This is a genomic window from Serratia sp. CY47444 (assembly GCF_052168635.1).
Taxonomy (GTDB): Bacteria; Pseudomonadota; Gammaproteobacteria; order Enterobacterales; family Enterobacteriaceae; genus Serratia; species Serratia bockelmannii.
This window is the reverse complement of record NZ_JBJNMH010000009.1, coordinates 95198-119609: the sequence shown is the minus strand read 5'-3', so window position 1 is coordinate 119609 and position 24412 is coordinate 95198. Positions and strand designations below refer to the sequence as shown.

The window sequence follows — 24412 nt, the reverse complement described above, 5'->3', positions numbered from 1 at the left end:
ACCTTGTCTGCCGCCAGTTCAACTTGCTGCGCAAACTAACTGAAAAGATAGCTCTGCTGCAATCGCAAGCCAGTATAGCGGTTCTGTTTATTCAACGTGATGAAGCGGAGCTCGGGCAACTACATCAATTGAGCGAGAATACTATGCAGTAGTCGCGAAATCGGCTTATCGCCCAAACCTGTTAACAACATAAAATTTTGTTTTAACTATATAAACTGACAACCTAACCCTGAGCCGATCCCCCCCTCACCCTCCCCCCGCCGATAGCGCGCCATGATTTTCGCTTTAAATAAAGCCATTCGTTTTCCTGCCTCCGAATGGCTTAGATAAACCGCTGTGCCGTTTCTTAAGCGTTCAAAGATGCCATCTCTTCCTTGAGACAGCATCAGGTCATGAATTAGTTACACCAACCCCATACCCACCACGCCGGTCAGCACGCCGCACAGCGCCACCAGCGCCGCCGTCAGGCACAGCGCCCGGGCGGAGAAGGCCTTGTTGAGCATCAACAGCGAAGGCAGGCTGACCGCAGGTAGGGTCATCAGCAGCGCCAGCGCCGGGCCTGCGCCCATGCCCGCCAGCATCATGGTCTGTACGATCGGGATTTCCGCCGCGGTGGGGATAACAAACAGGCAGCCGACGATCGCCAGGCCGATGATCCACAGCAGGCTATTGTCGACGGCGCCGTCGGCGTGCGGGAACAGCCAGACCCGCGCCGCGCCCAGCGCCAGCACCGCCAGCACGTAGATCGGAATGGTCGACCAAAACAGCGCCCACAGCGCTTTGCCCCAGCGCGCAAGGAACGGCTGTTCCTCGCTCTGCGCCATCATCACCGGCGGCTGCGGCGCGGCGGGCTGCGGATCGTTGGCGGTCACGCGCTGCACCAGCCAGGCGATGCCCAGCACCATCACCACGCCCGCCACCAGGCGGATGGCGGCGAACGGCCAACCGAGCACAAACCCCATGAATACCAGCGTCGCCGGGTTCAACACCGGGTTGGCGAGCCAAAAGGCCAGCGCGGCGCCGCTGGACACCGACTGGCGGCGCATGCCGGCGGCAACCGGCGCGGCGCAGCAGGTGCACATCATGCCCGGCAGCGCGATCAGCGCCCCCAGCACGGTGCCGGAAAAACGCCGGTGGCCGAGCGTGCGCGCCAGCCAGTCGCGCGGGATCAGCACCTGCACCAGCGAACCTAACAGCACCCCGAGCAGCGCCGCCTTCCATACCGCGGTGAAGTAGACCAGCGCATACTGCCAGGCTGCCAACCAGGGGCTCGCGGCGCCGTCGGCCAGGATCGACTTGCCGATCGAGTGGCTGTCCGCCGCCACGAACGCCTTGCCGTAGTAAGGCTGCCATTTGACGTAGTAGAGGCCGACGGCCACCACCAGCAGAAACAGGATCGGTTTCCACAGCGGCCAGGCGCGTGGGGCGGGTTCAGGGGCGTTCAGAGGTTGCGGCATAGTAGCGGCCAGAGTCAGTCAACAGAGGCGCCAGCATAGCGCGCCGTCGCCACCCGTGCACGCCCGGGCTGTCCTAAATAGTTCATCTGTTCGCCACCGACGCGTAACGCGATTGTCATCTGCGCCCGGCACCATGATGCCAACTTGAAAACCACAGGGTAGACGCACGATGAAACGCACCGCTTCCGCCTTCATCGCACAGCCATCGGTATGACGAGGTTTTTATTATGATGGAGTTATCTAGACATCCGACCACTTACCCCACGCGCTATCAGCAGATCGCCGCACAGCTGGAACAGGAGCTGCGCACGCAATACCGCTGCGGCGACTACCTGCCTTCGGAACAGCAGCTGGCCGAGCGTTATCAGGTCAATCGCCACACCCTGCGCCGCGCGGTGGATCAGCTGGTGGAGCGCGGCTGGCTGCAGCGCCGCCACGGCGTCGGCATTCTGGTGCTGATGCGGCCTTACGACTACCCGCTGCACGCCAATACCCGCTTCAGCCAGAACCTGTTCGAGCAGGGCAGCCACCCCACCAGTGAGCGCTTACTCGCTGTCTTGCGCCCGTGCAATGGGCATGTTGCCAGCGCACTCTCGCGTGAAGAAGGCGAAATGGTGATCCACCTGCGCACCCTGCGCCGGGTCAACGGCGTGCCGATGAGCGTGATCGACCATTATCTGCCCGATCTGGACTGGTGGCCGGCGCTGCAGCAGTTCCACAGCGGTTCGCTGCACCAGTTTATCGAACAGCACCTGCAGCAGCCGCTGACCCGCCGCCAGACGCGCATCAGCGCGCGCCGCGCGCAGGCCAAAGAGAGCCGGCTGCTGGAGATCGCCACCCACGCGCCGCTGCTGTGCGTGCGCACCCTTAACGTCCGCAGCGGCGGCGAAGACGTGGCGGAATACTCCGTCAGCCTGGCCCGCGCCGACATGATTGAACTGACGATGGAGCACTGAATGCAAGCCTTAGAGTCGAGACAACGCTGGATGTCGGTGCTGGCGCACAGCCGGCCCGAGCAGCTGCGCAGCCACTGGCAGGCGCTGAACCTCAGCCCGGGTTACCGCAGCATCCGCGCGCCGGAGATCGGCCTGGCCCAGCTGCAGGGGCGCATGGGCGCCACCGGCCGCCGCTTCGTATTGGGGGACATGACGGTCACCCGCGCGGTGGTGCAGCTGGACAACGGCGGCTACGGCTACAGCTACATCGCCGGGCGCGACAAGGCGCACGCCGAGCTGTGCGCGCTGGCCGATGCGCTGCTGCAACAGCCGGAACACGGCGAACGCCTGCAACAACAGCTGATCGCGCCGCTGGCCGCGCTGCAGCACGAACAGCGCCAGCTGCGCGCCCGGGCGATCGCCGCCAGCCGGGTGGACTTCTTTACGCTGGTGCGAGGGGATTAAGCCATGAGTTTATTGACCGGTTTTGAACAACCGATAGACCAATCGCAGCACGCTTTCCGTTTGATTCTTAAAGCCTTGAGCGAACCGGGCCACCGGGTGACGCTGCCGGCCGGCCCGGCCTGGGCGCCGCTGAACGCCGCCAGCACCGCCGCGCTGCTGACGCTGGCCGATCAGGAAACGCCGCTGCAGCTGTGCGCTGCGCTCAATAGTGAGCAAGTGCTAACAAACATTCGTTTTCACAGCGGCGCGCCGCTGGCCACCGCGGCGCAGGAGGTCTGTTTTGCCCTGTTCGATGAGCAGCTGCAGGCCGCCGATCTGCAGGCGTTGCCGCACGGCACGGAAATCTCGCCGGAATTCGGCGCCACGGTGGTGGTGCAGCTTGCTGAGCTGGAGAACGGCGCCGCGCTGCGCCTGACCGGCCCCGGCATCGAGAATCATCGCCTGATTGCGCCGCGCCTGCCGCCGGCGCTGCTGGATTACCTGGTCAACCGTCCGCAGCGCTTCCCGCTGGGGCTGGATATTTTACTGACCTGCGGCGATCGCCTGCTGGCGATCCCGCGGACCACCCGCGTGGAGGTGTGCTGATGTACGTAGCGGTAAAAGGGGGCGAAAAAGCCATTGAGGCCGCCCATCAGCTGCAGGAACAGCTGCGGCGCGGCGACGACGCGCTGCCGGCGCTCGGCGCGGAACAAATCGAACAGCAGCTGGGGCTGGCGGTGGATCGGGTGATGACCGAAGGCGGCATCTACGATCGCGAGCTGGCGGCGCTGGCCATCAAACAGGCCAGCGGCGATTTGGTGGAGGCGATCTTCCTGCTGCGCGCCTACCGCACCACCCTGCCGCGCCTGGCGGTCAGCGAGCCGCTGGCCAGCGAAAACATGCGGCTGGAGCGGCGCATCTCGGCGGTTTACAAGGACTTGCCCGGCGGGCAGGTGCTGGGGCCGACCTACGACTACACCCACCGGCTGCTGGACTTCGCGCTGCTGGCGGAAGGCGAGGCGCCGCGCGCGCCGCAGGCCGACGAACCGCTGCCGGACAACTGCAGCCACGTGTTCGATCTATTGTGTCGCCAGCAGCTGGCGCGGGAGGAACAAGACGACGGCAGCGCGCCGGACGACATCACCCGCAACCCGCCGGTTTACCCCTGCTCGCGCTCGGCGCGCCTGCAGCAGCTGGTGCGCGGCGACGAAGGTTTTCTGCTGGCGCTCGGCTACGCCACCCAGCGCGGCTACGGCCGCAACCACCCGTTCGCCGGCGAGATCCGCAGCGGCCACGTTTCGGTGGAGATCGTGCCTGAAGAGCTCGGTTTCGCCATCGATATCGGCGAAATCCTGCTGACCGAGTGCGAAATGGTCAACGGCTTCGTCGATCCCAAGGACCATCCGCCGCACTTCACCCGCGGTTACGGGCTGGTATTCGGCCGCGCCGAACGTAAGGCGATGGCGATGGCGTTGGTGGACCGCGCATTGCAAAGCCCCGACTACGGCGAAGGCGTCGCCGGCCCGGCGCAGGACGAAGAGTTCGTGCTGGCCCACGCCGACAACGTCGAGGCCGCCGGCTTCGTCTCCCATCTCAAGCTGCCGCACTACGTCGACTTCCAGGCCGAATTGGAACTGCTCAAGCGGCTGCGGCAGGAATACAGCGAGCGTCAGGAGGCCCGCGATGAGTGAAGTATTGACCGGCTATAACCTCGGTTATCTGGACGAACAGACCAAGCGCATGATCCGCCGCGCCATCCTCAAAGCGGTGGCGATCCCCGGCTATCAGGTGCCGTTCGGCGGCCGCGAGATGCCGATGCCCTACGGCTGGGGCACCGGCGGCATCCAGCTCACCGCCAGCGTTATCGGCCGCGCCGACGTGCTGAAGGTGATCGACCAGGGCGCCGACGACACCACCAACGCGGTGTCGATCCGCCGCTTCTTCCAGCGCGTCGCCGGGGTGGAAACCACCGAACGCACGCCGGAGGCCACGCTGATCCAAACCCGTCACCGCATTCCGGAAACCGCGCTGCGCGAAGACCAGATCCTGATCTATCAGGTGCCGATCCCGGAGCCGCTGCGCTTTATCGAACCGCGCGAAACCGAGACCCGCAAGATGCACGCGCTGGAGGAGTACGGCGTGATGCAGGTGAAGCTGTATGAAGACATCGCGCGCTACGGCCATATCGCCACCACCTACGCCTACCCGGTGAAGGTCAACGATCGCTACGTGATGGATCCGTCGCCGATCCCGAAATTCGACAACCCGAAAATGCACATGATGCCGGCGCTGCAGCTGTTCGGCGCCGGGCGCGAGAAACGCATCTACGCCCTGCCGCCGTTCACCAAGGTGGAAAGCCTGGACTTCGACGACCATCCGTTCAGCGTGCAGCAGTGGGACGAACCCTGCGCGCTGTGCGGCTCGCGCCACAGCTACCTGGACGAGGTGGTGCTCGACGATCAAGGCAACCGCATGTTCGTCTGTTCGGACACCGACTACTGCCGGCAGCAGCTGGCGCAATCTTCGCAAGAGGCGCAGCACTGATGACTTCCACCCCTTTGAGCACCACCCCGCTGCTGTCGGTGAACCGGCTCACCCACCTGTACGCCCCCGGCAAGGGCTTCAGCGACGTGTCGTTCGACATCTACCCCGGTGAAGTGCTGGGCATCGTCGGCGAATCCGGCTCCGGCAAAACCACGCTGCTGAAGTCGATCTCCGCGCGGCTGGCGCCGCAGCGCGGGCAGATCCTTTACCGCCCGCAGGCGGACCGGGAACAGGATCTGTACGCCATGGCGGAGAGCGATCGCCGCCGCTTGCTGCGCACCGACTGGGGCGTGGTGCACCAGCACCCGCTCGACGGGCTGCGGCCGCAGGTCTCCGCCGGCGGCAACATCGGCGAGCGGCTGATGGCCATCGGCCAGCGCCACTATGGCGACATTCGCCGCCAGGCCGGCCAGTGGCTGGAAGACGTCGAAATCCCGCTGTCGCGCCTCGACGATCTGCCGACCACCTTCTCCGGCGGCATGCAGCAGCGGCTGCAGATCGCCCGCAATCTGATCACCCACCCCAAGCTGGTGTTTATGGACGAGCCGACCGGCGGGCTGGACGTATCGGTGCAGGCGCGCCTGCTCGATCTGCTGCGCAATCTGGTGGTGGAAATGCAGCTGGCGGCGGTGATCGTCACCCACGATCTCGGCGTGGCGCGGCTGCTGGCCCACCGCCTGCTGGTGATGAAACAGGGCGAAGTGGTGGAGAGCGGCCTGACCGATCGGGTGCTCGACGATCCGCACCATCCTTACACCCAGCTGCTGGTTTCTTCGGTGCTGTCGTAACCCAAGGCGATAACAGATGACTATGCAAATCCGAGTTGAACATCTCAGTAAAACCTTTGTGCTGCATCAGCAGTACGGCACCCGCCTGCCGGTGCTGCACGACGCCAACCTGACGGTCCACCGCGGCGAATGCGTGGTGCTGCACGGCCACTCCGGCAGCGGCAAATCCACCCTGCTGCGTTCGCTGTACGCCAACTACCTGCCGGACAGCGGCCATATCTGGATCCACCACCAGGGCGACTGGCTGGACATGGTCAGCGCCGATGCGCGCCAAATTCTGGCGGTGCGTCGCCATACGCTGGGCTGGGTCAGCCAGTTCCTGCGGGTGATCCCACGCATCAGCGCGCTGGAGGTGGTGATGCAGCCGCTGCTGGAACAGGGCGTCGAGCGCGCCGAATGCCGCGACCGCGCCGAAGCGCTGCTCGCCGCGCTCAACGTGCCGCCGCGCCTGTGGCCGCTGGCGCCGTCCACCTTCTCCGGCGGCGAGCAGCAGCGGGTAAACATCGCGCGCGGCTTTATCGTCGACTACCCGATCCTGTTGCTGGATGAACCGACCGCCTCGCTCGACAGCCGCAACAGCGCGGCGGTGGTGCAGCTTATCGAACGCGCCAAGGCGCGCGGCGCGGCGATCGTCGGCATTTTTCATGATGAAGGCGTCCGCCAACAGGTCGCCGACCGGCTTTATGATATGCAGGCGCCACAGGCGCTGGAGGCCCTCTGATGATCGTCAATAACGTTAAGCTGGTGCTGGATGACCAGGTGGTGCAAGGCTCGCTGGAGATGCAGGACGGCGTGATCCGCAGCTTCGCCGACGGCCCGAGCCGGCTGCCGCAGGCGCTGGACGGCGACGGCGGCTGGCTGCTGCCGGGGCTGATCGAGCTGCATACCGACAACCTGGACAAGTTCTTCACCCCACGCCCGAACGTCGACTGGCCAGCCCATTCGGCGATGAGCAGCCACGATGCGCTGATGGTGGCCAACGGCATCACCACGGTGCTGGACGCGGTGGCGATCGGCGACGTGCGCGACGGCGGCCACCGGCTGGAAAACCTGCAGAAGATGATCGACGCGGTGATCCACAGCCAGCGCGCCGGGGTGAACCGCGCCGAGCACCGGCTGCACCTGCGCTGCGAGCTGCCGCACGAGAGCACGCTGCCGCTGTTCGAACAGCTGATGGACAAGCCGGGCGTGTCGCTGGTGTCGCTGATGGACCATTCGCCGGGCCAGCGCCAGTTCGCCTCGCGCGAAAAGTACCGCGAATATTATCAGGGCAAATATCACCTCAACGACCAGCAGATGAGCGAGTACGAGGAGCAGCAGGTCGCCCTGTCCGCCCGCTGGGCCGCGCCGAACCGCGAGGCGATCGCCGCCCACTGTCGCGCGCGCCGCATCTCGCTGGCCAGCCATGACGACGCCACCGCCGCGCACGTGGCCGAATCCTGCGCGCTGGGCAGCGCGATCGCCGAGTTCCCCACCACCGAGGCGGCCGCCCGCGCCTCGCACCAGCAGGGCCTGCAGGTGCTGATGGGCGCGCCGAACATCGTGCGCGGCGGTTCCCACTCCGGCAACGTGGCGGCGCACCACCTGGCGGCGCTGGGCGTGCTGGATATCCTCTCTTCCGATTATTACCCGGCCAGCCTGCTGGATGCGGCGTTTCGCCTCGCGGCGGACGAACGCAACGCCTACGATCTGCCCCAGGCGGTGCGCATGATCACCCGCAACCCGGCGCGGGCGCTGGATCTGCAGGATCGCGGCACCCTCGCCGAAGGATTGCGGGCGGATCTGGTGCTGGCGCGGCCGCACGGCGAGCACGTTTACGTGCAGAACGTGTGGCGCCAGGGCAGGCAGGTGTTCTGATGGCGCGGCTCATCTACCTGATGGGGCCTTCCGGCGCAGGCAAGGACAGCCTGCTGGCCGCGCTGCGGGCCGACGCCGACCACGCGCCGCTGGTGGCGCACCGTTACATCACCCGGCCGGCGGACGCCGGCTGCGAGAATCACATCGCGCTGAGCGAACCGGAATTTCTGCGCCGCCGCGCCAAAGGGCTGTTCGCGCTCGACTGGCAGGCCCACCAGCAGCACTACGCGTTCGGGATCGAAGTGGATCTTTGGTTGCTGCAGGGGATCGACGTGGCGGTCAACGGTTCGCGCGCCCACCTGCCGCAGGCGCAGCAGCGCTATGGTACGCAGCTGCTGCCGGTATGCCTGCAGGTCAACGCCGCGATCCTGCGCCGGCGCCTGCAGGATCGGGGGCGAGAAAGCGCCGAACAGATCGAGCAGCGGCTGGCGCGGGCGGCGGAATATCAGCAGAATCTGCCCGCCGGCTGCCGGGTGCTGCACAACGACGGCCCACTCGACGACACCCTGGCGGCGCTGCTGGCGCTGCTGCCCACCCCTACCCGACAAGCTCAGGATGCGACGCCATGAACGACTTTGCCCAGCCGAAAATCGGCGACAACGTGACCCTTAACCGCACCCGGCTCGGCCAGTATGTGCACCTGGCCGACGATGCGATCCTGGAAGAGGTGGAGATGGGGGACTACTCCTACACCGCCGGGCACAACCAGATTTTTTACGCCACCATCGGCAAGTTCGTCTCCATCGCCTCCTATGCGCGCATCAATCCCGGCAACCACCCGACCTACCAACGCATCGCGCAGCATCACTTCACCTACCGCGCTTCCGAATACGGGCTGGGGGAAGACGACGCGGCGTTCTTCGACTGGCGGCGCGAGCACCACGTTACCGTCGGCCACGATGTGTGGATCGGCCATAACGCCATTCTGATGCCGGGCGTCAGCGTCGGCAACGGCGCGGTGATCGGCAGCGCGGCGGTGGTCACCAAGGACGTGGAGCCCTACAGCATCGTCGCCGGCGTGGCGGCCAAAAAGATCGGCATGCGCTTTGACGACGCGCTGATAGAACGCATCGAACGCAGCCAGTGGTGGCACTGGGATCACGCCACGCTGCAGGCGCGGCTGGCGGATTTTCGCGACATCAACCGCTTCGCGGAGAAATACCTTTAACGGAGGGGGAGCGATGCAACTGACCTTTCTCGGCACCGGCGGCGCGCAGCAGGTGCCGGTGTTCGGCTGCGACTGCCTGATCTGCCAACGGGCGCGGCGCGAGCCGGCATTTCGACGGCGAGCGTGCAGCGCCATGCTTAACTATCAGGGGGAAACGACCTTATTGGATGCGGGATTACCGGCTTTGGAGCGGCGATTTTCGGCGGGGCAAATTCAACGTTTTTTACTGACACATTACCACATGGATCACGTTCAGGGGTTATTTCCTTTGCGTTGGGGGTGCGGAAATTCTATTCCGGTGTATGGCCCGCCGGATGAACAGGGCTGCGACGATCTGTTCAAACACCCCGGCATTCTGGCGTTTCAGCCGCCGCTGGCGCCCTTTGCCACCGTCGAACTGGGCGGCATGCGCATCACCCCGCTGCCGCTGCAACACTCCAAACTGACCCACGGCTACCTGATCCAGGCGGCGGGCGCTGCGCTGGCCTACCTGACCGACACCGTCGGCCTGCCGCCGGCCACCGCCGACTATCTGCAGAACGTGGCGCTGGATCTGCTGGTGCTCGATTGCAGCCTGCCGCCTCAGCCGCAGGCGCCGCGCAACCACAACGACCTGACCCGCGCGCAGGAGACGCAGCAGTTGCTGCAGCCCAAGCGCACGCTGCTGACGCACATCAGCCATCATCTCGATCTGTGGCTGCTGGACAACGAGCTGCCCGCCGGGCTGGAGCTGGCGTTCGACCACCTCAGCGTCAGTCTCGGTAGCAGTGCAGCCGATCCGACTCCAGCACCCTGACCCCTTCGCCCGGCGTGAACGCCTGCTGCAGCAGCGTCTGCGCCACGTCTTTGGCGGAGACGGCGCGCCATTTGCCGGGCAACAGCCTGAACAGCGGCAGCGTGAGGCGCTCCATCAGGCGCGGCGCAGGGCGCTCCCCTACCAGCATGGAAGGCCGCACCAGCGTCAGGCGCGGCCAGCGCTGTTCGCGCAGCGCCTGCTCCATCTCGCCTTTGGTGCGGTTATACAGGAAGGTGGAATCCGCGTTGGCGCCCAACGCGCTTACCACCAGGCAGTGCTGCGCCCCCAAGCGGCGGCCGGTCAGCGCGCTCTCCACCACCAGTTGGTAATCGACGTAGCGGAAGGCATCGGCGCTGCCCGCCGCCTGGCGGGTGGTGCCCAGGCAGCAGAACACCAGATCGACCGGCTGCTGCAGGCTACTCAGCAGCTCGAACAGCGCATCGCCGACCGGGTTGGTCAGCTTGCCGTGCGGCGGCAGCGGCGTGCGCGTCGGCGCCACGATGGCCGTTATCTGCGGATCGCTTTGCAACCGCTGCAGCAACTCGCGCCCCACCAGCCCGGTTGCGCCGACTAACAGTGCTCGCGCCATGCAATCTCCCGTTGTAATCAATACGTCGACTTAAAGTATAGACCGCGCCCAATGCAGCTTCTTGCCGAAGCCGAGGGTGTTGTCGGTCATCTTCACCTCGTGCAGATCCAGCCGCCATACCGAGGCCTTCATCGCCCTGGCGATCGGGAAGCGCTTGCAGTAACGCGCGCGCGCCGCCTCGGCTTCTTCACCGCTCAGCAGCACCGCCTCGGCGCGGTATTGCACGCCGCGGATCAGCGCGATGCTTTTCGGTTTCGGCGCGATGGTGCCGACCACCCGGCCGTTGTTCAGCATCAGCCCGCCGTGGCGGGTGTGCGGTTCGGTCATCAGCCACAGCGCCATCGTCGCGGCGTCGAACACGTAAAAACAGTTGGCGCACCACATGTCGAGGCCGTCGCCGGCGCACAGCGTTAAGACATGTTGCTTGCCGATGAAAAGGCGGATGTGTTCCAGATCTGTCCCCATGAAGAACCTTAATTTTGAAAGCTGCCTGTGCGGCAGTATACGATATTCGAACCCGGGACCTGATCCGTGACAGTTTCTAAGCTGCCTGTACGGCAGTAGATGTTTGAACGAATAACGTGGGCAAGTTGATGATAAGAAAGCCAGTACCTTTCCGACTCAAGACGTTTACTTTCTATGAATTTATATTTTAAAGTCAATTAATTAAAAGCAAGATGCCGCACTCTAGCGACAGACTGTGGCCTTATCTAATTCGGAAGAACGATGACAACTCCAGTTTGGCACCTCTATATGCTGCGTTTGCCGAGCGGCATGCTGTACACCGGCATCACCACTGACGTGGCGCGCCGCATGGCAGAACACCAGGCCGGCAAAGGCGCCAAGGCGCTACGCGGCAAAGGGGAACTGACGCTGGCGTTTCACTGCCAGGTAGGAGATCGCTCAACGGCGCTGAGGCTGGAATACCGCGTCAAACAGCTGAGCAAAATACAAAAAGAGCGGCTGGTGAATCACCCGCCGCTGTCGTTGGGGTATTTGCTTCCCAGTTAACAGGTGTCGGTAAAGTTTTATCCCTTCTATTTCAAACTGCCTGTACGGCAGTACACACTAGTAAGGCGAAGACGTATTCTTGCGAGAACTTCTAAGCTGCCTGTACGGCAGTGAACGATTTACGGCTGAACATGCCACATTTGGCGAATTTCTAAGCTGCCTATACGGCAGTGAACTGGATTTTGAGATCAGCGGCATTTCGCACGTTTTTCTAAGCTGCCTATACGGCAGTGAACGATAACCCGCATCAACACGCTGGCATCTGACTTTTCTAAGCTGCCTATACGGCAGTGAACTCCCCTTGTTCCAGGAACAGCCAATAGCCGCCTTTCTAAGCTGCCTGTACGGCAGCGCACCTCATCGCCATGCTTGGCACGGCACATGCGAATTTCTAAGCTGCCTGTACGGCAGTGAACGAACTGCTGATCACGCAAGACATCCGGCGCAATTTCTAAGCTGCCTATACGGCAGTGAACAACGCCATAAACGGCTCATGCGAGCCGCTAGATTTCTAAGCTGCCTATACGGCAGTGAACGCCTGGGCGCGCCTGGCGCAGTTGGTGGATGATTTCTAAGCTGCCTATACGGCAGTGAACACCGGCAAGGACTTTAAAACGCTGGCGGCAGATTTCTAAGCTGCCTATACGGCAGTGAACAGAAATACGCGCTGCGCTCTATCAAGGTGAACTTTCTAAGCTGCCTATACGGCAGTGAACTGCTCACTGCTCACTCCTTAAATCACCTTTTATTTCTAAGCTGCCTATACGGCAGTGAACGTCGGGTGACTCCTGCGCGCGGAAGCGCTGCTTTTCTAAGCTGCCTATACGGCAGTGAACTGAGGTTGAGCGCGAGTCATGGGGCAATGCCTTTTCTAAGCTGCCTATACGGCAGTGAACTTTCAAACGTCGTCATTACTGGTAATGGTATTTTTCTAAGCTGCCTATACGGCAGTGAACTGCCAATTCGCACAGATTTAGTAACGCCGTCTTTTCTAAGCTGCCTATACGGCAGTGAACCTATCGCTATGTGGACGGCAATGACAGCGAAGTTTCTAAGCTGCCTATACGGCAGTGAACATAATCAGACCCTGAATCACCGCAATCAGACATTTCTAAGCTGCCTATACGGCAGTGAACTCCAACCTGGTTTAAAACGAATGCCTCGCCAATTTCTAAGCTGCCTATACGGCAGTGAACATAAATCATCGGCAAACAATAGCTCGTTCGATTTTCTAAGCTGCCTATACGGCAGTGAACACTTCGATTCAACCAACAGGCGTTTGGTGCTTTTTCTAAGCTGCCTATACGGCAGTGAACCGGCATTTAATCCGAATAACCCGACGCTGCTATTTCTAAGCTGCCTATACGGCAGTGAACACATGGCGTTGCATATCTTCTAACGATTTCATTTTCTAAGCTGCCTATACGGCAGTGAACGTTTCGGCCGTAGTCAACTCCTCATCCAGCCATTTCTAAGCTGCCTATACGGCAGTGAACATTTGGGATGAAGCGGCCTGCTGCATACGAGTTTTCTAAGCTGCCTATACGGCAGTGAACCGTATCGAGAAACAGGCGAACAGCCGTACACGTTTCTAAGCTGCCTATACGGCAGTGAACATTGACCAATCTCACCAGCTCCTGATCATCGATTTCTAAGCTGCCTATACGGCAGTGAACTGCGTCGTTATTCCGGCCGCAGAGGCGATCGCTTTCTAAGCTGCCTATACGGCAGTGAACATACAACGAACCGATAGAGAAAGGTGCAGAATATTTCTAAGCTGCCTATACGGCAGTGAACAACCAATACCAAATGGCGGTGATGGAGTACGATTTCTAAGCTGCCTATACGGCAGTGAACGTGGTGTTGGTGTACGGCAATGACCCGTGGGATTTCTAAGCTGCCTATACGGCAGTGAACTCGACGACGTCGCTATGGACGTACTCCCAGTATTTCTAAGCTGCCTATACGGCAGTGAACACTTTGATGTGGAGCGGCTGCTGATAAAGCCCTTTCTAAGCTGCCTATACGGCAGTGAACACGTTTGAGCCAGAAGACAAATATATCCGTAATTTCTAAGCTGCCTATACGGCAGTGAACGTTGGCTATCGCCCCCGCCGCCGCCAGGCTCATTTCTAAGCTGCCTATACGGCAGTGAACGGGACGGTAAATCGACCGTCCAGGCCGTTTTGGTTTCTAAGCTGCCTATACGGCAGTGAACCTCTGCTGCAATGACTCGCTTGACCTCTGACTTTTCTAAGCTGCCTATACGGCAGTGAACGCTCACGCTTTGGAATCTTGAATAACGCCTTTTTTCTAAGCTGCCTATACGGCAGTGAACATCCCGGCGGCGGTGGCGTTGGCGCCGATCGATTTCTAAGCTGCCTATACGGCAGTGAACAGAACAAAAAATCACTAACGATCTGATTATTAAAGAACAACAGGCAAATACCTCGGTTTAACCCTAATTTTTCAGATACCGTTCAGAGACAACAAAATCAATGTGTTACCTCTGAACGAAAAAAAAAGGGTTAAAACCAAGGTACCGTAGCGGACGCACTCAGCCCATAAAAACTAAAAACGCCCGACGTTGGTTTTTCCTGTAATTGGCCCTGTTTCACGAACAAGCGAAAATGTTGTCCGGTGGAGAGACTTTTCAAGGCAATAAAGGGCAATGAGGTTCGCTGCTCGTTCGCCATCGGTATTCTTTCCCGTGCCTGTTCTTCAGTCAGCCAACCTTTACTGACGGCCCGGCGGCGTATACGCTCTACGCTGCTCTTTACCTGAACTCTGCTGACCGTACGAAATACCGCCTCAGCAGGCACGGCCTGGATGAGCGATAGGTCGGTATAGTCTCGCAGCCCTTTAAGCCAGTCGAATTCCCCCAGCGCCGTCAGCGCATCGTGGCTGCCATGCAACCGCAAAATGGCACCTGGTGTACGTTGCATCTGCGGAAAGCTGATACCGATATCGCCTTTGCCATAGGCAGCCAGCGCCCGATGCAACTTCGCGAACAATGCCGACAGCAAAATGGGTTCGCTGAACTCAGGATCGGGCAATACGCGGACGTCCTGATAATGATCCATGGTATCCCCTTATTCGCCTTTTTCGCCAAATACGCCGCCGCGGATCAGCACCGCCATCACGTAGTGCTGCTGTTCAACCGACGGTTTCTCTTCTTTAATCACCCAGCGATCGAGTAGCGTATAAAAATCCATCTTTTCCTTTGGCTGACGGCAGGCGATGCCACGACTGGTCACCGACCCATAAGGTTCTACGGCGATCGCGCCAAGAGAATCGGCCTGAGAATGCCAGGTATCGATAGTGCGCAAAGCGTTACCGACTTTCTGCGAGTGCATCGCGGCAACGCCATCCACCTGGTACAGCAGCTTACTTTTCTTACTGTTGCTGTCTAATACCAGCTCCTGAGAAGGGAAAATTTCCTGCCCATTCCCCAGGCGTACAAACGCCTCGACATTGAACAAGGCAAAACTTTCGCCCGCCAGGCCACGTTCAATTTCCGCCGCCAGCTCGCCTAGCGCCCCCTTCGGTTGGCTAAATTCGCGCAGGCTGTACTCATGCGCGTTGAATTCCCAGGTTTTACTGCCGGTCACTCGCACGGCGATCTTTTCAGCCCCCACGCGGTTACGCCACAAGAAGCGCCCATTCGCCAGGTTCTCGGCGTAGCGCGCGGCTAAAGCACCAAAACCATGCTCGGCGATATAGCCTTCGATCACCGCCTGCAGCGCATTTTGGTAGTCCTGATCGTTACAGACCGACGGCACCACCAGATTGCCCAACACACGCAGCGTGAACGCCACTTTTAGGGTATCGGCATTTTGCGGCAGCGCCGCAACATCGACCGTTTGCAGGTTTGGTTTCTGAATTTCCGCATCAAGCTTGGCGGGATCGCTGGTAATCGCGTTTTTCAGGCGGTTAGAGATAGTCCCACGCACCGCCTTTTCTTTAATGACGATAGACTGCCAGCTATCGGAGCCCCACTCACCCGCCAACATGATGGCGTCCGAGTTTGCCAATTTGCGTTCAAATGCCAACACCGAAGCGGTTTTAATCGTTGATTTAGCCATTGCCATAATCCTTTAAAAGTCGTCGAGATGAATTGAGTCAGCGGATTCGTCATCCTGCGGAATCACTGCAGACGGGGTACGGCAGTAATAGCCGTTGTCGGTCGTTTGATAGCGCCAGAACAGCGCGGATAAATCGTGAATACGGTGCAGGCCGCACCATTCACCCACGCCGTAAACCGCTTCAGCGAAGCAAAACGGCGTTGACGCATCGCGCGCATTCAGCACTTCACCCGCCGGGTAGAGAGGAGAAATACGCTGATATCCCGTCATCAGTGGCACTAAATAGCCGGGGTGAGGTTTACCTACGTATTCCCAATCAGCCTTGTCTCCCACTTCAGGCGGTTTCTCCTGATAAGTGGACACCGCCTGCATTTTCAATGCGGCGAAGTCGAGCCAGGCATCCAGCATTTCCGCTTGCGGCCGATGCTGTTTTAGCGCCATAAAATGTTGTTGCAACAGCTCTGAACGGTCCAACAAAGCAAAGCCAGGTAACAGCCTGCACACTAAACGCCGCACGTCATCAGGCTGCTGCGGATAGTCGCGCACGCTCACGCCACGCAGCCGCGTAATACTGCCGCCGGCCAGTTTTTGCGTTTGGCATAAGCGGTAAAGGTGTTCTTGCAGCTGATCCAAGCCAATATCGCCGTTGGCAATCTCACCGGTGCATTCAATCACCAGAGAAACCGTCATGTGCATACGCCCTTCTTCATTGAAGGCGGCGGTTTTAGCCTCTTTAGTCAATGGATTGCGCGTCAACGCGAACTGGTAGTCACGCCCCGATGAATGGGCATGAATTTGGCGCCGGTGGCATATCACACCGCAACCGCCCAACGTTAAACCGTGGCTGGCTTGTAACTTGCGCGACAGCGCGTGCACATAGCCGAGGAAGTGGCTGATGGCAGGAAAACCGTAGGTCAGCCCCGCCACCGCGTTGGCATTCTCAACCTGAAGATGACGCAATACGATCACATGGCTCATTTAAGATCCTCCGCCAGCGCGTCTTCCAACGTCCTTAAGCGTTGACGGAACAGCGGCGCAGCGCGCCAGTCTCGGCGCTCCACCATTCCCATATTCATCGGTTCAATACTCAACTGACGATTCAGCCAAACGGCGAAGTCATCGGCAATATCAACCTGCCACGCATCCTTTTCCCGTTCGGCTCGGAACAGCTCGTCGTCCATACTCCGGAAGGGATCGAGCCATAATTGCTGCGCCGGTTTCAGCTCGCAATTATCGTTACGGCTCCAGCCGCACCATTCCTCACGTTGAATATCTGCTACAACGTTAAACAGCATGTCGATGATCTGATCGATATAATCTTGGCGACGTCGACGGATCTCTTTGGTGCTTTCCCGCTCCTGTACCCCAAGCAAGAAATGCCTCAGCTGCGCCACGATGCCACGTACCAGATAGCTGAACGGCCCGCGCCGATCAAATATGGATTTACAGCCATAAGGCGGCTTATCCAGGCTTTTCCAGTCCGGCGGCGTACATGGCAGCAGCCACACTCGGCCGCCACGTGCGCTGTTAAGGTAGGAAATATTCTGCGGTTTGGTGCCGCCCATATTCATCACCGCCGTCTGCGGGAAATAGGTCAGCTGCTGCGGGTGCCACTGCCCCGCTCTGCGCGCCTGATTGACCTCTTTGGTTTCGTCGCTGAAACGTACGTGCAGCAAACGATCGTGCAATGCCTGGGCAAGGGAGGAAGAAAACAGTGGGCTCAGCAAATGATAATCGTCCCCCACCGGGAAATAGATCTGCTTGGCCAACTTATGCGAACTGGGTTGTTTGTTCATCAGCGCCTGGCTAAAACCGAGAACCCACTGTTCAAGCTGCTCAGCATTTTCAGCCAGCTCAGCTAACGCCGAACAATCCTGCCGCTGTAAGCAGGCCAGCAGAGAATCGCCTTGATGCTCAGTTTGCAGCAGTTTGGCAACATCCAGCGCGGCGGCATTGCCGACGGCATCCACCGCTGGCTTTGGCAATGTAGCCGTCGACAGGTAACGTTCATCACCTTCCACCTCCCCATACACGCTGCTGCCTTTGGCATCGCTGTGGGTGTATTTGGCGGCATGGGTGACCAGGCTAATTTGCCCGGCACGCGCGGCGGCGTCCGTTAACCAGGCCCGCACCTCATAACGCTGCTCCAGATCGCGCCGTTCCTGCGCCAACTGCTGTTGCAACACACCCTGTTCGGCCTCCGTTGCTGCCGCCAGCTTCTTTTGCGCGTCCTTGTCGAAGGCTTCCAGCTTGGGCTCTCGCCTCCCTTCTATGTAGGTCACGATAAAAGAAGCCAGTCCTTGTTGTGGCATATTAAGCTCCTTGTGCTGTTTAACGGTTCAGGGTTATCACAGAAAAGAAGTTATTGTTCCCCTGAGTGAAATCAACATTATTATGTTGAATATAAACGGGTTTTAATAAAACCATGCACACAATTACCAAACTGCATGCCAGATAAAAATTGTGACCAGTAGGTTGCTTCATTTTTACTCACCCTCATTTCACCATGAGCAAAAAATACACTCCGACAAGAGAAATATCAACACCTATATTCAAAGTATAAAATTGGTTGTGAGGTGGCGTTTTTAACACGATTTCACTACACTCTTTTCACTGCCGTTATGGGCAGCTTAGAAATATATGCAAAGCATAAGCATGACACTGCCGCACAGGCAGCCCGCGCCCTCATTTGAGGGCGCGGAACACTCCAAGCGCCGGATGGAAGCGCCACGTCTCGGTGTCGTCCTCATCCAGCTTGCGTAAATTGATTTCGCCAAACCTCTCGCTGATCTGCGCAAATTCCATCCCCAGCGTATCCGCCAGCCGGCGGTATAGCTGCGGATAATCGTTATCCATCCAAAGGCTGTTGCCATCCACTAATGCCAGACTCGGGTAGTCAAAATCACCGCTCTGTTTACTGCCGCTGGAGCCTGCGTCGCGATTCACAAACACCATGCTTTCTTCGTCTTCCTCCAGAGACAGGTAATACTGTGTTTCTTGGGCAGACTGACGGAATGGGTGGCGCCGTTGCATTTCAGCATTCCAGCTCAGGGGATAACGCCACCACAGAGCGGCGCTTTCTGTGGCTTTCTGCGTACCCAGTAACGTTTCCCACAACCGGCGATGCTCCAGATCGACCAAATTCTCGAACAGGGGCCCCTTACCGGCGCCTTGCCGTTCGCGAATTCGTGGGATAGCGCTGGGGAATTGGTATTGCTGAGGTAACAGCAACGCCTGCAGATCGTGGCTGGCTAACCGGAAATGTCGGGATTCGAACCCCGGCCGGCAATACGCCAGGCCTTCGCTATTTCGCTCGCGCAGCGCTTTAATGTTTTTATTGAGAATTAACAAATTAGGCGTTACCACCGTCTGCTGCCGGTGTCGCTGAACACGTCCCGCCAATTGGATAAGCGAACGCATGGAGCTGGGTTCGGCGATTGCCCAATCCAGATCCCAGTCACGCCCAACCTCTGCGACCGGTGAAGCCAGTACGACAAAAAGATGGTTCGATTCACCATCACACGCGACAGCCCGCTTGATCTCCTCAACCTCCCATAAAGTTTCCGGTTGGTGGCGCGTCAGCGTGGCATCCAGCCGCCGTTCGATATGCGATCGCATCGCCAAAGGATGCTGGCTGTGGTAAACGCAATAATGAATGCGATAACCGGCCGGTGGCGCGAGTTGCATCAGGCATTGTGCTACCGCCACTAACGGATCGATATTCGCCATGCGAATCAGGCCGATGGAGACTGTCTTACCGTTTGTATGCTGCTGGCAGTGATGCTGATGCAGTTGGATAATGGCAGAGTGCAAACAGGCCGCGACAGCCTCCAACACCCCCTCTTTTTGCCGCCCCGCCACCACGACGGGCAACAATTCCGCCTGACGTAAAGGCGTAAGCTGTTCCAGCTTGCCGATACGCTGCGTGACAAAACGGGTGTGCTCATCCAAAAACATCGACGCTTTATCTATCTCAGCACTGACAGCGCCATGCTCATCGAACCAGGCGCAGCAAACATTCAGCGGTGTGCCCGGCTCAGAGCAGGAACGTTGATACTCGCGTCTTCCCGTGCAGTAGGCGTTAAACAGTGCCTGCACCAACGCAGGGGGCAGCGTCGCGGACGAAAGCAACACGCGGGTACCCAGCATTCCTGCCCAATTAACCAAACGGCAGAGCGCCGGCAAGTCAGCAATGTCGAAGTCATCCGGCTCATCCAGCACCAGATCGGCGGTAAGCAGGCGCAACATCGGGGCTATTTGCCGCCCGCCACGAACGCCCTCCGTCGCCGGGATGAGGTAATCGATAGTGCTGACCAAGACCGGTGCACTGATCAACTTGTGCAGGCGGCTATCCTGGGCCAGCCAGCGGCTCAGGCGGCCATCATCCAGCGAACCGTCGTAACGGACATACTGATGTTCGGCAAATAGCGCTTCAGCAGAAACGCTACCGACATCTGAAACAGGAGTCTTATGCAGTTGCTGAACGGCCGTGGAACCGATCATCACGGCAAGATCGTCGTCTTGTAAATGCAGCCGGTCACGTAACGCATCGCCAGTTTGCAACGTCAACGTACGCAGGCCAAGCGCAATGCTGAAACGGCATCCCTCCTGTTCATCCGCCAGCGCATACATAATGCGAGCGTTGGCAAATGTTTTTCCGCAGCCGGTCGACGCCATGTTCACGCCAAAAAAGCCTTGTTTAACCGAACGCTGCCGCAGTGCGGCCGCAACGTCGTAGGCCTTGTCCTGCCAGCGATATCTTTCGTGCGCAGAGCGGCGTTTGAAGCCTTTGTGGCGAGTGATGGCGGGCAGCGTTTTGCGCACATGCGGCAGTAAGCGCCCTAAAAGCAACGCGCCTTGCCCTACGCCAATATTATGCTCGTCCAACTGCTGTTTACGCTGGCCGGTCTGACGATCGGTATTCGCCCATGCCGCATACCCAGGTGCCTGCCAATCGGTTACCGCCGGCCCAGCGGAATAGACATGATCCGCCAACATCAGCGTCAAACGCGCCAAATGAACGGCAAACTGTTGATCCAGATTGCCGAATTGAACCAATGAACCAAGTTGTTGAGCGCGCTTGGCCAGCTTTTGCGCTTTCGCGCACCATAAGGCACTTTGCAGCGGTGTGCCTTGTGGGAACTGCCATACCTGAGCGAAATCCTCCGGTATCCAGTCACTGTGATCTTGATTCGTCGAGTTCCAGCATGCATTAAGCTGATTTTCCAACCAACTGTCGCTGCAAGCAAAGTCTGGGGTATCACGATAACGTTCGGCATCATCTTGCCGGGGATATGCCGGTAATCGATGGTGAGCCACTATCAGCCAGCCAATCGCCTGCGCCAAGGGAGGTAAGGCATTGAAAGGACTATCTGACATCCCTTGCCGATCCCGATACAAGCGCTGTAATAAAGCCGGTTCATCTTCTGCAGTGATTTCAGCTAGCGCGGCCAACCACTGCTTATCTTGCTGCTGACCGACAAAGGCCTGGAACAGGCGCAAAGAAACCCATTCATGGCGATACGGTTGAAACCGTTTAGCCCCTGGTTGTATCAACCCCGCCTGAAACAACGCGTTCGCCTTGCCAAAGTCATGAAACAGCCCGGCAATCCCTGCCATCAACGCCATCGCCTCAGCGCTGTGCCAGTGATTCTCATCCTGGCTTTTCAAAACATCGCGGACGGTGCTATTGGTCGGCACGGTTCCCTGGGCGTTAAACCTGCGCGAATTGCCTACTACCCACAGCAACTCCGTCTGGTTTGCCCCTCGGATCCAATGGCAGGCAACCGCAGTATTTCGGCGCGCCGTCTTACGCAATGCCCGCCGCAACGTGTCCAGCCCCTGCAAAGTGATTGCCGTTTGCCAGGTGCGGTCCCCCTTTCGTTCTGCGAACTGATCAAGAATTTTACGCGTTTGAGTAAGTGCGAACTTATTGCATTGCGAAATCAGCAGAATATTCATGAGGGGCCCGCCCCTAAACGTAAGGCGGTTTCTTGTAGGGTATCAATCATCAGATCCAATGCGTCGGCATGCTGAAAACCATTCAGGCAGCGTTGCCTAAAGTCTTGCTCCTCTTCCCCCGCCATCGCCGCGATGAAGGCTTGGGGTAAAATCAATGCATCTTTTATCAAGTCCGCTACGTCGAAAACCAACCCTCCGCGCCGCGTTTTGCCATGCAAGACGGCTAAACCGTGGGGCAAACCGGTCACCCAGGTTGCCGTTGCCGCCAGCCCATAGGCCAGGTAATTACCGTGATCGAGAAAACGGTTAGCCAGATCGCTGCCGCCACCACGCTTGGCGCGAATAAAATCACCATAGCTGACCGCTTCCGCCGCTAACTTATACAGCGCTTTGGTCATTACGGCTTCTTGCAACATCAATTCATTATGCGTTGCACTCTCGCTGAGCTTTGACTGATAGCGCTCAACCAACGCCAATAACCGCTCTTCACCCAACACAAACCCGTCTTCGCGCTGCATTCGGGCACCCAGCCAATGCCGTTTAATTTGCTCGATACGCACCTGTTGAAAAATTCGGGCAGCCTCAAGCCTTTTTGTCTCGTCGAACCAAAAGCTAACCCAGTTCTGAAGATATTCCGTAGGACGATACTCGCTTTGCGGAGTCAGCCACGAAACGGCGACTTCCACTTCGTTGGCAGCAAATAGGGGTGTCCCTCCGCCGCCACAGAATCCGACTAAAACGCCGGCGCGAGCAAATTCACGCATTGCAGCCTGCGTAACCGAGGTTCCGGTTCCCAGCATGATGGCGGTGGTGTTGGCAATGGGGATGTTCCAGTAAAGGGACTGCTTTCCTTCGTCCGTGACATATTCGACGCGGCCGCCATTCACTAAAACTCGGCAATATTGCAGGTAATACAAGTTTGCTCGTTTCGAGTGCAGTATTGTTTTTAATTCAGAGGAAGAGAGGGCATTTTTCATTGTTATATTTCTTATCCATAATGAAATAATTACAATTAAAATAAATAACAAGCAATGCATATCAATGCAGGCGACACCAACGTTCTACCACGTTTCTCCAAGGAAATCCGTTGTAACCGAGTCAATATCCATCAATCGGACAAATAAAATCATCCACTTATTGATCACTGCCGGAATGAGCCAAATACATATTACTTTTTCCTATATTCTGCCTGTACGGCAGTGCACACAGAACGTCAACGTCAAAACCGCCACGAATTTCTAAGCTGCCTTTACGGCAGTGCACCCGCTCGTCTCAGAAACGCCATTCGAAACAGATTTCTAAGCTGCCTGTACGGCAGTGAACATGTAGCTTCGACTCAACGCCAGCACAGGTATTTTCTAAGCTGCCTATACGGCAGTGAACTCAAAAATCGACGGCGCAGTTGCTCTCCTGATTTTCTAAGCTGCCTATACGGCAGTGAACGCGAGCGCGCGAAAATCTTGCGCCGTCATTATTTTCTAAGCTGCCTATACGGCAGTAAACCACAACCCCGAACGTCCTGCGTATCAACGCCTTTTCTAAGCTGCCTATACGGCAGTGAACCGGCCCGTCGAGCACGTCGCTATGCGCCCACATTTCTAAGCTGCCTGTACGGCAGTGCACGGTTAGGCACACGTTGCGGATGTAGTCCTGCATTTCTAAGCTGCCTGTACGGCAGTGCACCGACATCATCATCATTGCCTGTGAAGCAAGCCTTTCTAAGCTGCCTGTACGGCAGTGCACGCTGTCACGCCGCGCAATGCGGGTGACATAGTTTTCTAAGCTGCCTGTACGGCAGTGCACCCTGGCGAGTCGCTGGCGCTGTTCCGCCTGCGTTTCTAAGCTGCCTGTACGGCAGTGCACTCCTTACCGGCGGGCCCCGGCGGCATCATTGCTTTCTAAGCTGCCTGTACGGCAGTGCACCTTTCGAAGTTAACGGTGACGGCACGGGATATTTTCTAAGCTGCCTGTACGGCAGTGCACCAGGTAGCCGATATCTACGACGCGAACCAGCATTTCTAAGCTGCCTGTACGGCAGTGCACAAAATTCGGTAAACGCTACGGATGTGCTGCATTTTCTAAGCTGTCTGTACGGCAGTGCACAAGAAGGCTCCGACAGCCAGCCGGTTCCTCAATTTCTAAGCTGCCTGTACGGCAGTGCACTCTTTCCCCTGAGTGGCCGCATCGGCTTTGATTTTCTAAGCTGCCTGTACGGCAGTGCACGGGTTGTCCGGAGCGTTGAAAGCGCGGGCTGATTTCTAAGCTGCCTGTACGGCAGTGCACGCTGCCGAGGCCTTCCATCGCCATGCCGGCCATTTCTAAGCTGCCTGTACGGCAGTGCACATCGCCGAACGCACCCTGGCGGCGCAGTTCAATTTCTAAGCTGCCTGTACGGCAGTGCACGCGCACTGAGGAAAGCATGAGCAAAAGAGGTTTTTCTAAGCTGCCTGTACGGCAGTGCACAGGTTGAATCTCACGATCCGACAAAGGTTAGCTTTCTAAGCTGCCTGTACGGCAGTGCACGTCAATGTTACGCCAGCGCGGCGGGCTGCATCTTTCTAAGCTGCCTGTACGGCAGTGCACACTGACCCGCTCCGGCGGGTTTTTTCGTTTCATTTCTAAGCTGTCTGTACGGCAGTGCACGCCCTGCCAGCCGTTGGGGCCGACGCGCTCCATTTCTAAGCTGCCTGTACGGCAGTGCACAACTTTGTCACCGGCCTTTACTGCGCTGCTGTTTTCTAAGCTGCCTGTACGGCAGTGCACATATTTTACCGCGG

Annotated in this window: 21 protein-coding genes and 2 CRISPR repeat arrays (1 of these 23 only partly in view); of the genes, 12 read left to right on the top strand and 9 right to left on the bottom strand. The window is 58.7% G+C overall.

The features are described from left to right. Positions 1–401 precede the first annotated feature (401 nt). Positions 402–1457 (bottom strand): permease, encoded by a 1056-nt coding sequence (locus ACJ8IL_RS13930; RefSeq protein ID WP_442516604.1) that lies wholly within the window; start codon positions 1455–1457, stop codon positions 402–404. Between the two features lie 227 nt (positions 1458–1684). Between ACJ8IL_RS13930 and phnF the strand changes: the two genes are divergently transcribed. From phnF to phnP, 11 genes are read left to right on the top strand one after another with little or no spacing between them, the layout of a single operon-like run. Further along, positions 1685–2413, top strand: a complete 729-nt coding sequence (gene phnF / locus ACJ8IL_RS13925) for a phosphonate metabolism transcriptional regulator PhnF (protein ID WP_015376439.1) — start codon at positions 1685–1687, stop codon at positions 2411–2413. After that, the gene (phnG, locus tag ACJ8IL_RS13920; RefSeq protein WP_019453314.1) at positions 2414–2857 is read left to right on the top strand and encodes a phosphonate C-P lyase system protein PhnG; all 444 of its coding nucleotides are present in this window, start codon (positions 2414–2416) and stop codon (positions 2855–2857) included. A gap of 3 nt (positions 2858–2860) precedes the next feature. After that, positions 2861–3442 carry a phosphonate C-P lyase system protein PhnH gene (gene phnH / locus ACJ8IL_RS13915; protein ID WP_442516603.1) on the top strand — a complete coding sequence of 194 codons (582 nt, stop codon included), beginning with the start codon at positions 2861–2863 and terminating at the stop codon, positions 3440–3442. Continuing rightward, positions 3442–4527, top strand: a complete 1086-nt coding sequence (locus ACJ8IL_RS13910; protein ID WP_342122676.1) for a carbon-phosphorus lyase complex subunit PhnI — start codon at positions 3442–3444, stop codon at positions 4525–4527. Before phnH ends, ACJ8IL_RS13910 begins: the two co-directional genes overlap by 1 nt. Then, positions 4520–5380, top strand: coding sequence for an alpha-D-ribose 1-methylphosphonate 5-phosphate C-P-lyase PhnJ (locus tag ACJ8IL_RS13905; protein ID WP_019453317.1), 861 nt, complete (start codon positions 4520–4522; stop codon positions 5378–5380). The genes ACJ8IL_RS13910 and ACJ8IL_RS13905 overlap by 8 nt, the downstream gene beginning before the upstream one ends. Next, on the top strand, positions 5380–6168 hold the full coding sequence (gene phnK, locus ACJ8IL_RS13900; RefSeq protein ID WP_442516602.1) for a phosphonate C-P lyase system protein PhnK: 789 nt from the start codon (positions 5380–5382) through the stop codon (positions 6166–6168). Before ACJ8IL_RS13905 ends, phnK begins: the two co-directional genes overlap by 1 nt. Positions 6169–6184: 16 nt before the next feature. After that, positions 6185–6889 carry a phosphonate C-P lyase system protein PhnL gene (phnL, locus tag ACJ8IL_RS13895; RefSeq protein WP_442516601.1) on the top strand — a complete coding sequence of 235 codons (705 nt, stop codon included), beginning with the start codon at positions 6185–6187 and terminating at the stop codon, positions 6887–6889. Continuing rightward, the gene (gene phnM, locus ACJ8IL_RS13890) at positions 6889–8025 is read left to right on the top strand and encodes an alpha-D-ribose 1-methylphosphonate 5-triphosphate diphosphatase (protein WP_015376433.1); all 1137 of its coding nucleotides are present in this window, start codon (positions 6889–6891) and stop codon (positions 8023–8025) included. The genes phnL and phnM overlap by 1 nt, the downstream gene beginning before the upstream one ends. Beyond that, positions 8025–8594 carry a ribose 1,5-bisphosphokinase gene (gene phnN / locus ACJ8IL_RS13885; RefSeq protein ID WP_308369870.1) on the top strand — a complete coding sequence of 190 codons (570 nt, stop codon included), beginning with the start codon at positions 8025–8027 and terminating at the stop codon, positions 8592–8594. Before phnM ends, phnN begins: the two co-directional genes overlap by 1 nt. Next, complete coding sequence (locus tag ACJ8IL_RS13880; protein ID WP_049198721.1) at positions 8591–9193, top strand: DapH/DapD/GlmU-related protein; 603 nt, start codon at positions 8591–8593, stop codon at positions 9191–9193. The genes phnN and ACJ8IL_RS13880 overlap by 4 nt, the downstream gene beginning before the upstream one ends. 13 nt (positions 9194–9206) lie before the next feature. Further along, positions 9207–9989 carry a phosphonate metabolism protein PhnP gene (phnP, locus tag ACJ8IL_RS13875; protein ID WP_107226645.1) on the top strand — a complete coding sequence of 261 codons (783 nt, stop codon included), beginning with the start codon at positions 9207–9209 and terminating at the stop codon, positions 9987–9989. Here phnP and ACJ8IL_RS13870 read toward each other — a convergent pair. Beyond that, positions 9946–10578, bottom strand: a complete 633-nt coding sequence (locus ACJ8IL_RS13870) for an NAD(P)H-binding protein (protein WP_442516600.1) — start codon at positions 10576–10578, stop codon at positions 9946–9948. The two genes, phnP and ACJ8IL_RS13870, sit on opposite strands and share 44 nt — an antisense overlap. Before the next feature lie 30 nt (positions 10579–10608). Beyond that, positions 10609–11043, bottom strand: coding sequence for a YhbP family protein (locus tag ACJ8IL_RS13865; protein ID WP_171402857.1), 435 nt, complete (start codon positions 11041–11043; stop codon positions 10609–10611). A gap of 261 nt (positions 11044–11304) precedes the next feature. Between ACJ8IL_RS13865 and ACJ8IL_RS13860 the strand changes: the two genes are divergently transcribed. Beyond that, positions 11305–11589 carry a GIY-YIG nuclease family protein gene (locus ACJ8IL_RS13860; RefSeq protein WP_173888106.1) on the top strand — a complete coding sequence of 95 codons (285 nt, stop codon included), beginning with the start codon at positions 11305–11307 and terminating at the stop codon, positions 11587–11589. A gap of 88 nt (positions 11590–11677) precedes the next feature. Then, positions 11678–13987: direct repeats of the CRISPR family, unit length 28 nt; unit sequence TTTCTAAGCTGCCTATACGGCAGTGAAC. 130 nt (positions 13988–14117) lie between these two features. Here the strand turns inward: ACJ8IL_RS13860 and cas6f are convergent. The 6 genes from cas6f to cas1f form a co-directional block, all read right to left on the bottom strand. Further along, a complete protein-coding gene (gene cas6f / locus ACJ8IL_RS13855; RefSeq protein WP_442516599.1) occupies positions 14118–14672 on the bottom strand; it encodes a type I-F CRISPR-associated endoribonuclease Cas6/Csy4 in 555 nt (184 codons plus the stop codon). 9 nt (positions 14673–14681) lie between these two features. Continuing rightward, positions 14682–15674, bottom strand: coding sequence for a type I-F CRISPR-associated protein Csy3 (gene csy3 / locus ACJ8IL_RS13850; protein ID WP_169540562.1), 993 nt, complete (start codon positions 15672–15674; stop codon positions 14682–14684). Positions 15675–15686: 12 nt separating this feature from the next. Next, complete coding sequence (csy2, locus tag ACJ8IL_RS13845) at positions 15687–16652, bottom strand: type I-F CRISPR-associated protein Csy2 (RefSeq protein WP_442516598.1); 966 nt, start codon at positions 16650–16652, stop codon at positions 15687–15689. Beyond that, entirely contained in the window at positions 16649–17986 is a 1338-nt protein-coding gene (gene csy1 / locus ACJ8IL_RS13840) for a type I-F CRISPR-associated protein Csy1 (protein ID WP_442516597.1), read from the bottom strand. The genes csy2 and csy1 overlap by 4 nt, the downstream gene beginning before the upstream one ends. Before the next feature lie 373 nt (positions 17987–18359). Beyond that, positions 18360–21635 (bottom strand): type I-F CRISPR-associated helicase Cas3f, encoded by a 3276-nt coding sequence (cas3f, locus tag ACJ8IL_RS13835; protein WP_173888096.1) that lies wholly within the window; start codon positions 21633–21635, stop codon positions 18360–18362. Beyond that, positions 21632–22612, bottom strand: a complete 981-nt coding sequence (gene cas1f / locus ACJ8IL_RS13830; protein ID WP_173888094.1) for a type I-F CRISPR-associated endonuclease Cas1f — start codon at positions 22610–22612, stop codon at positions 21632–21634. The genes cas3f and cas1f overlap by 4 nt, the downstream gene beginning before the upstream one ends. Before the next feature lie 200 nt (positions 22613–22812). Beyond that, positions 22813–24412: direct repeats of the CRISPR family, unit length 28 nt; unit sequence TTTCTAAGCTGCCTGTACGGCAGTGCAC; it runs 946 nt beyond the window's last position.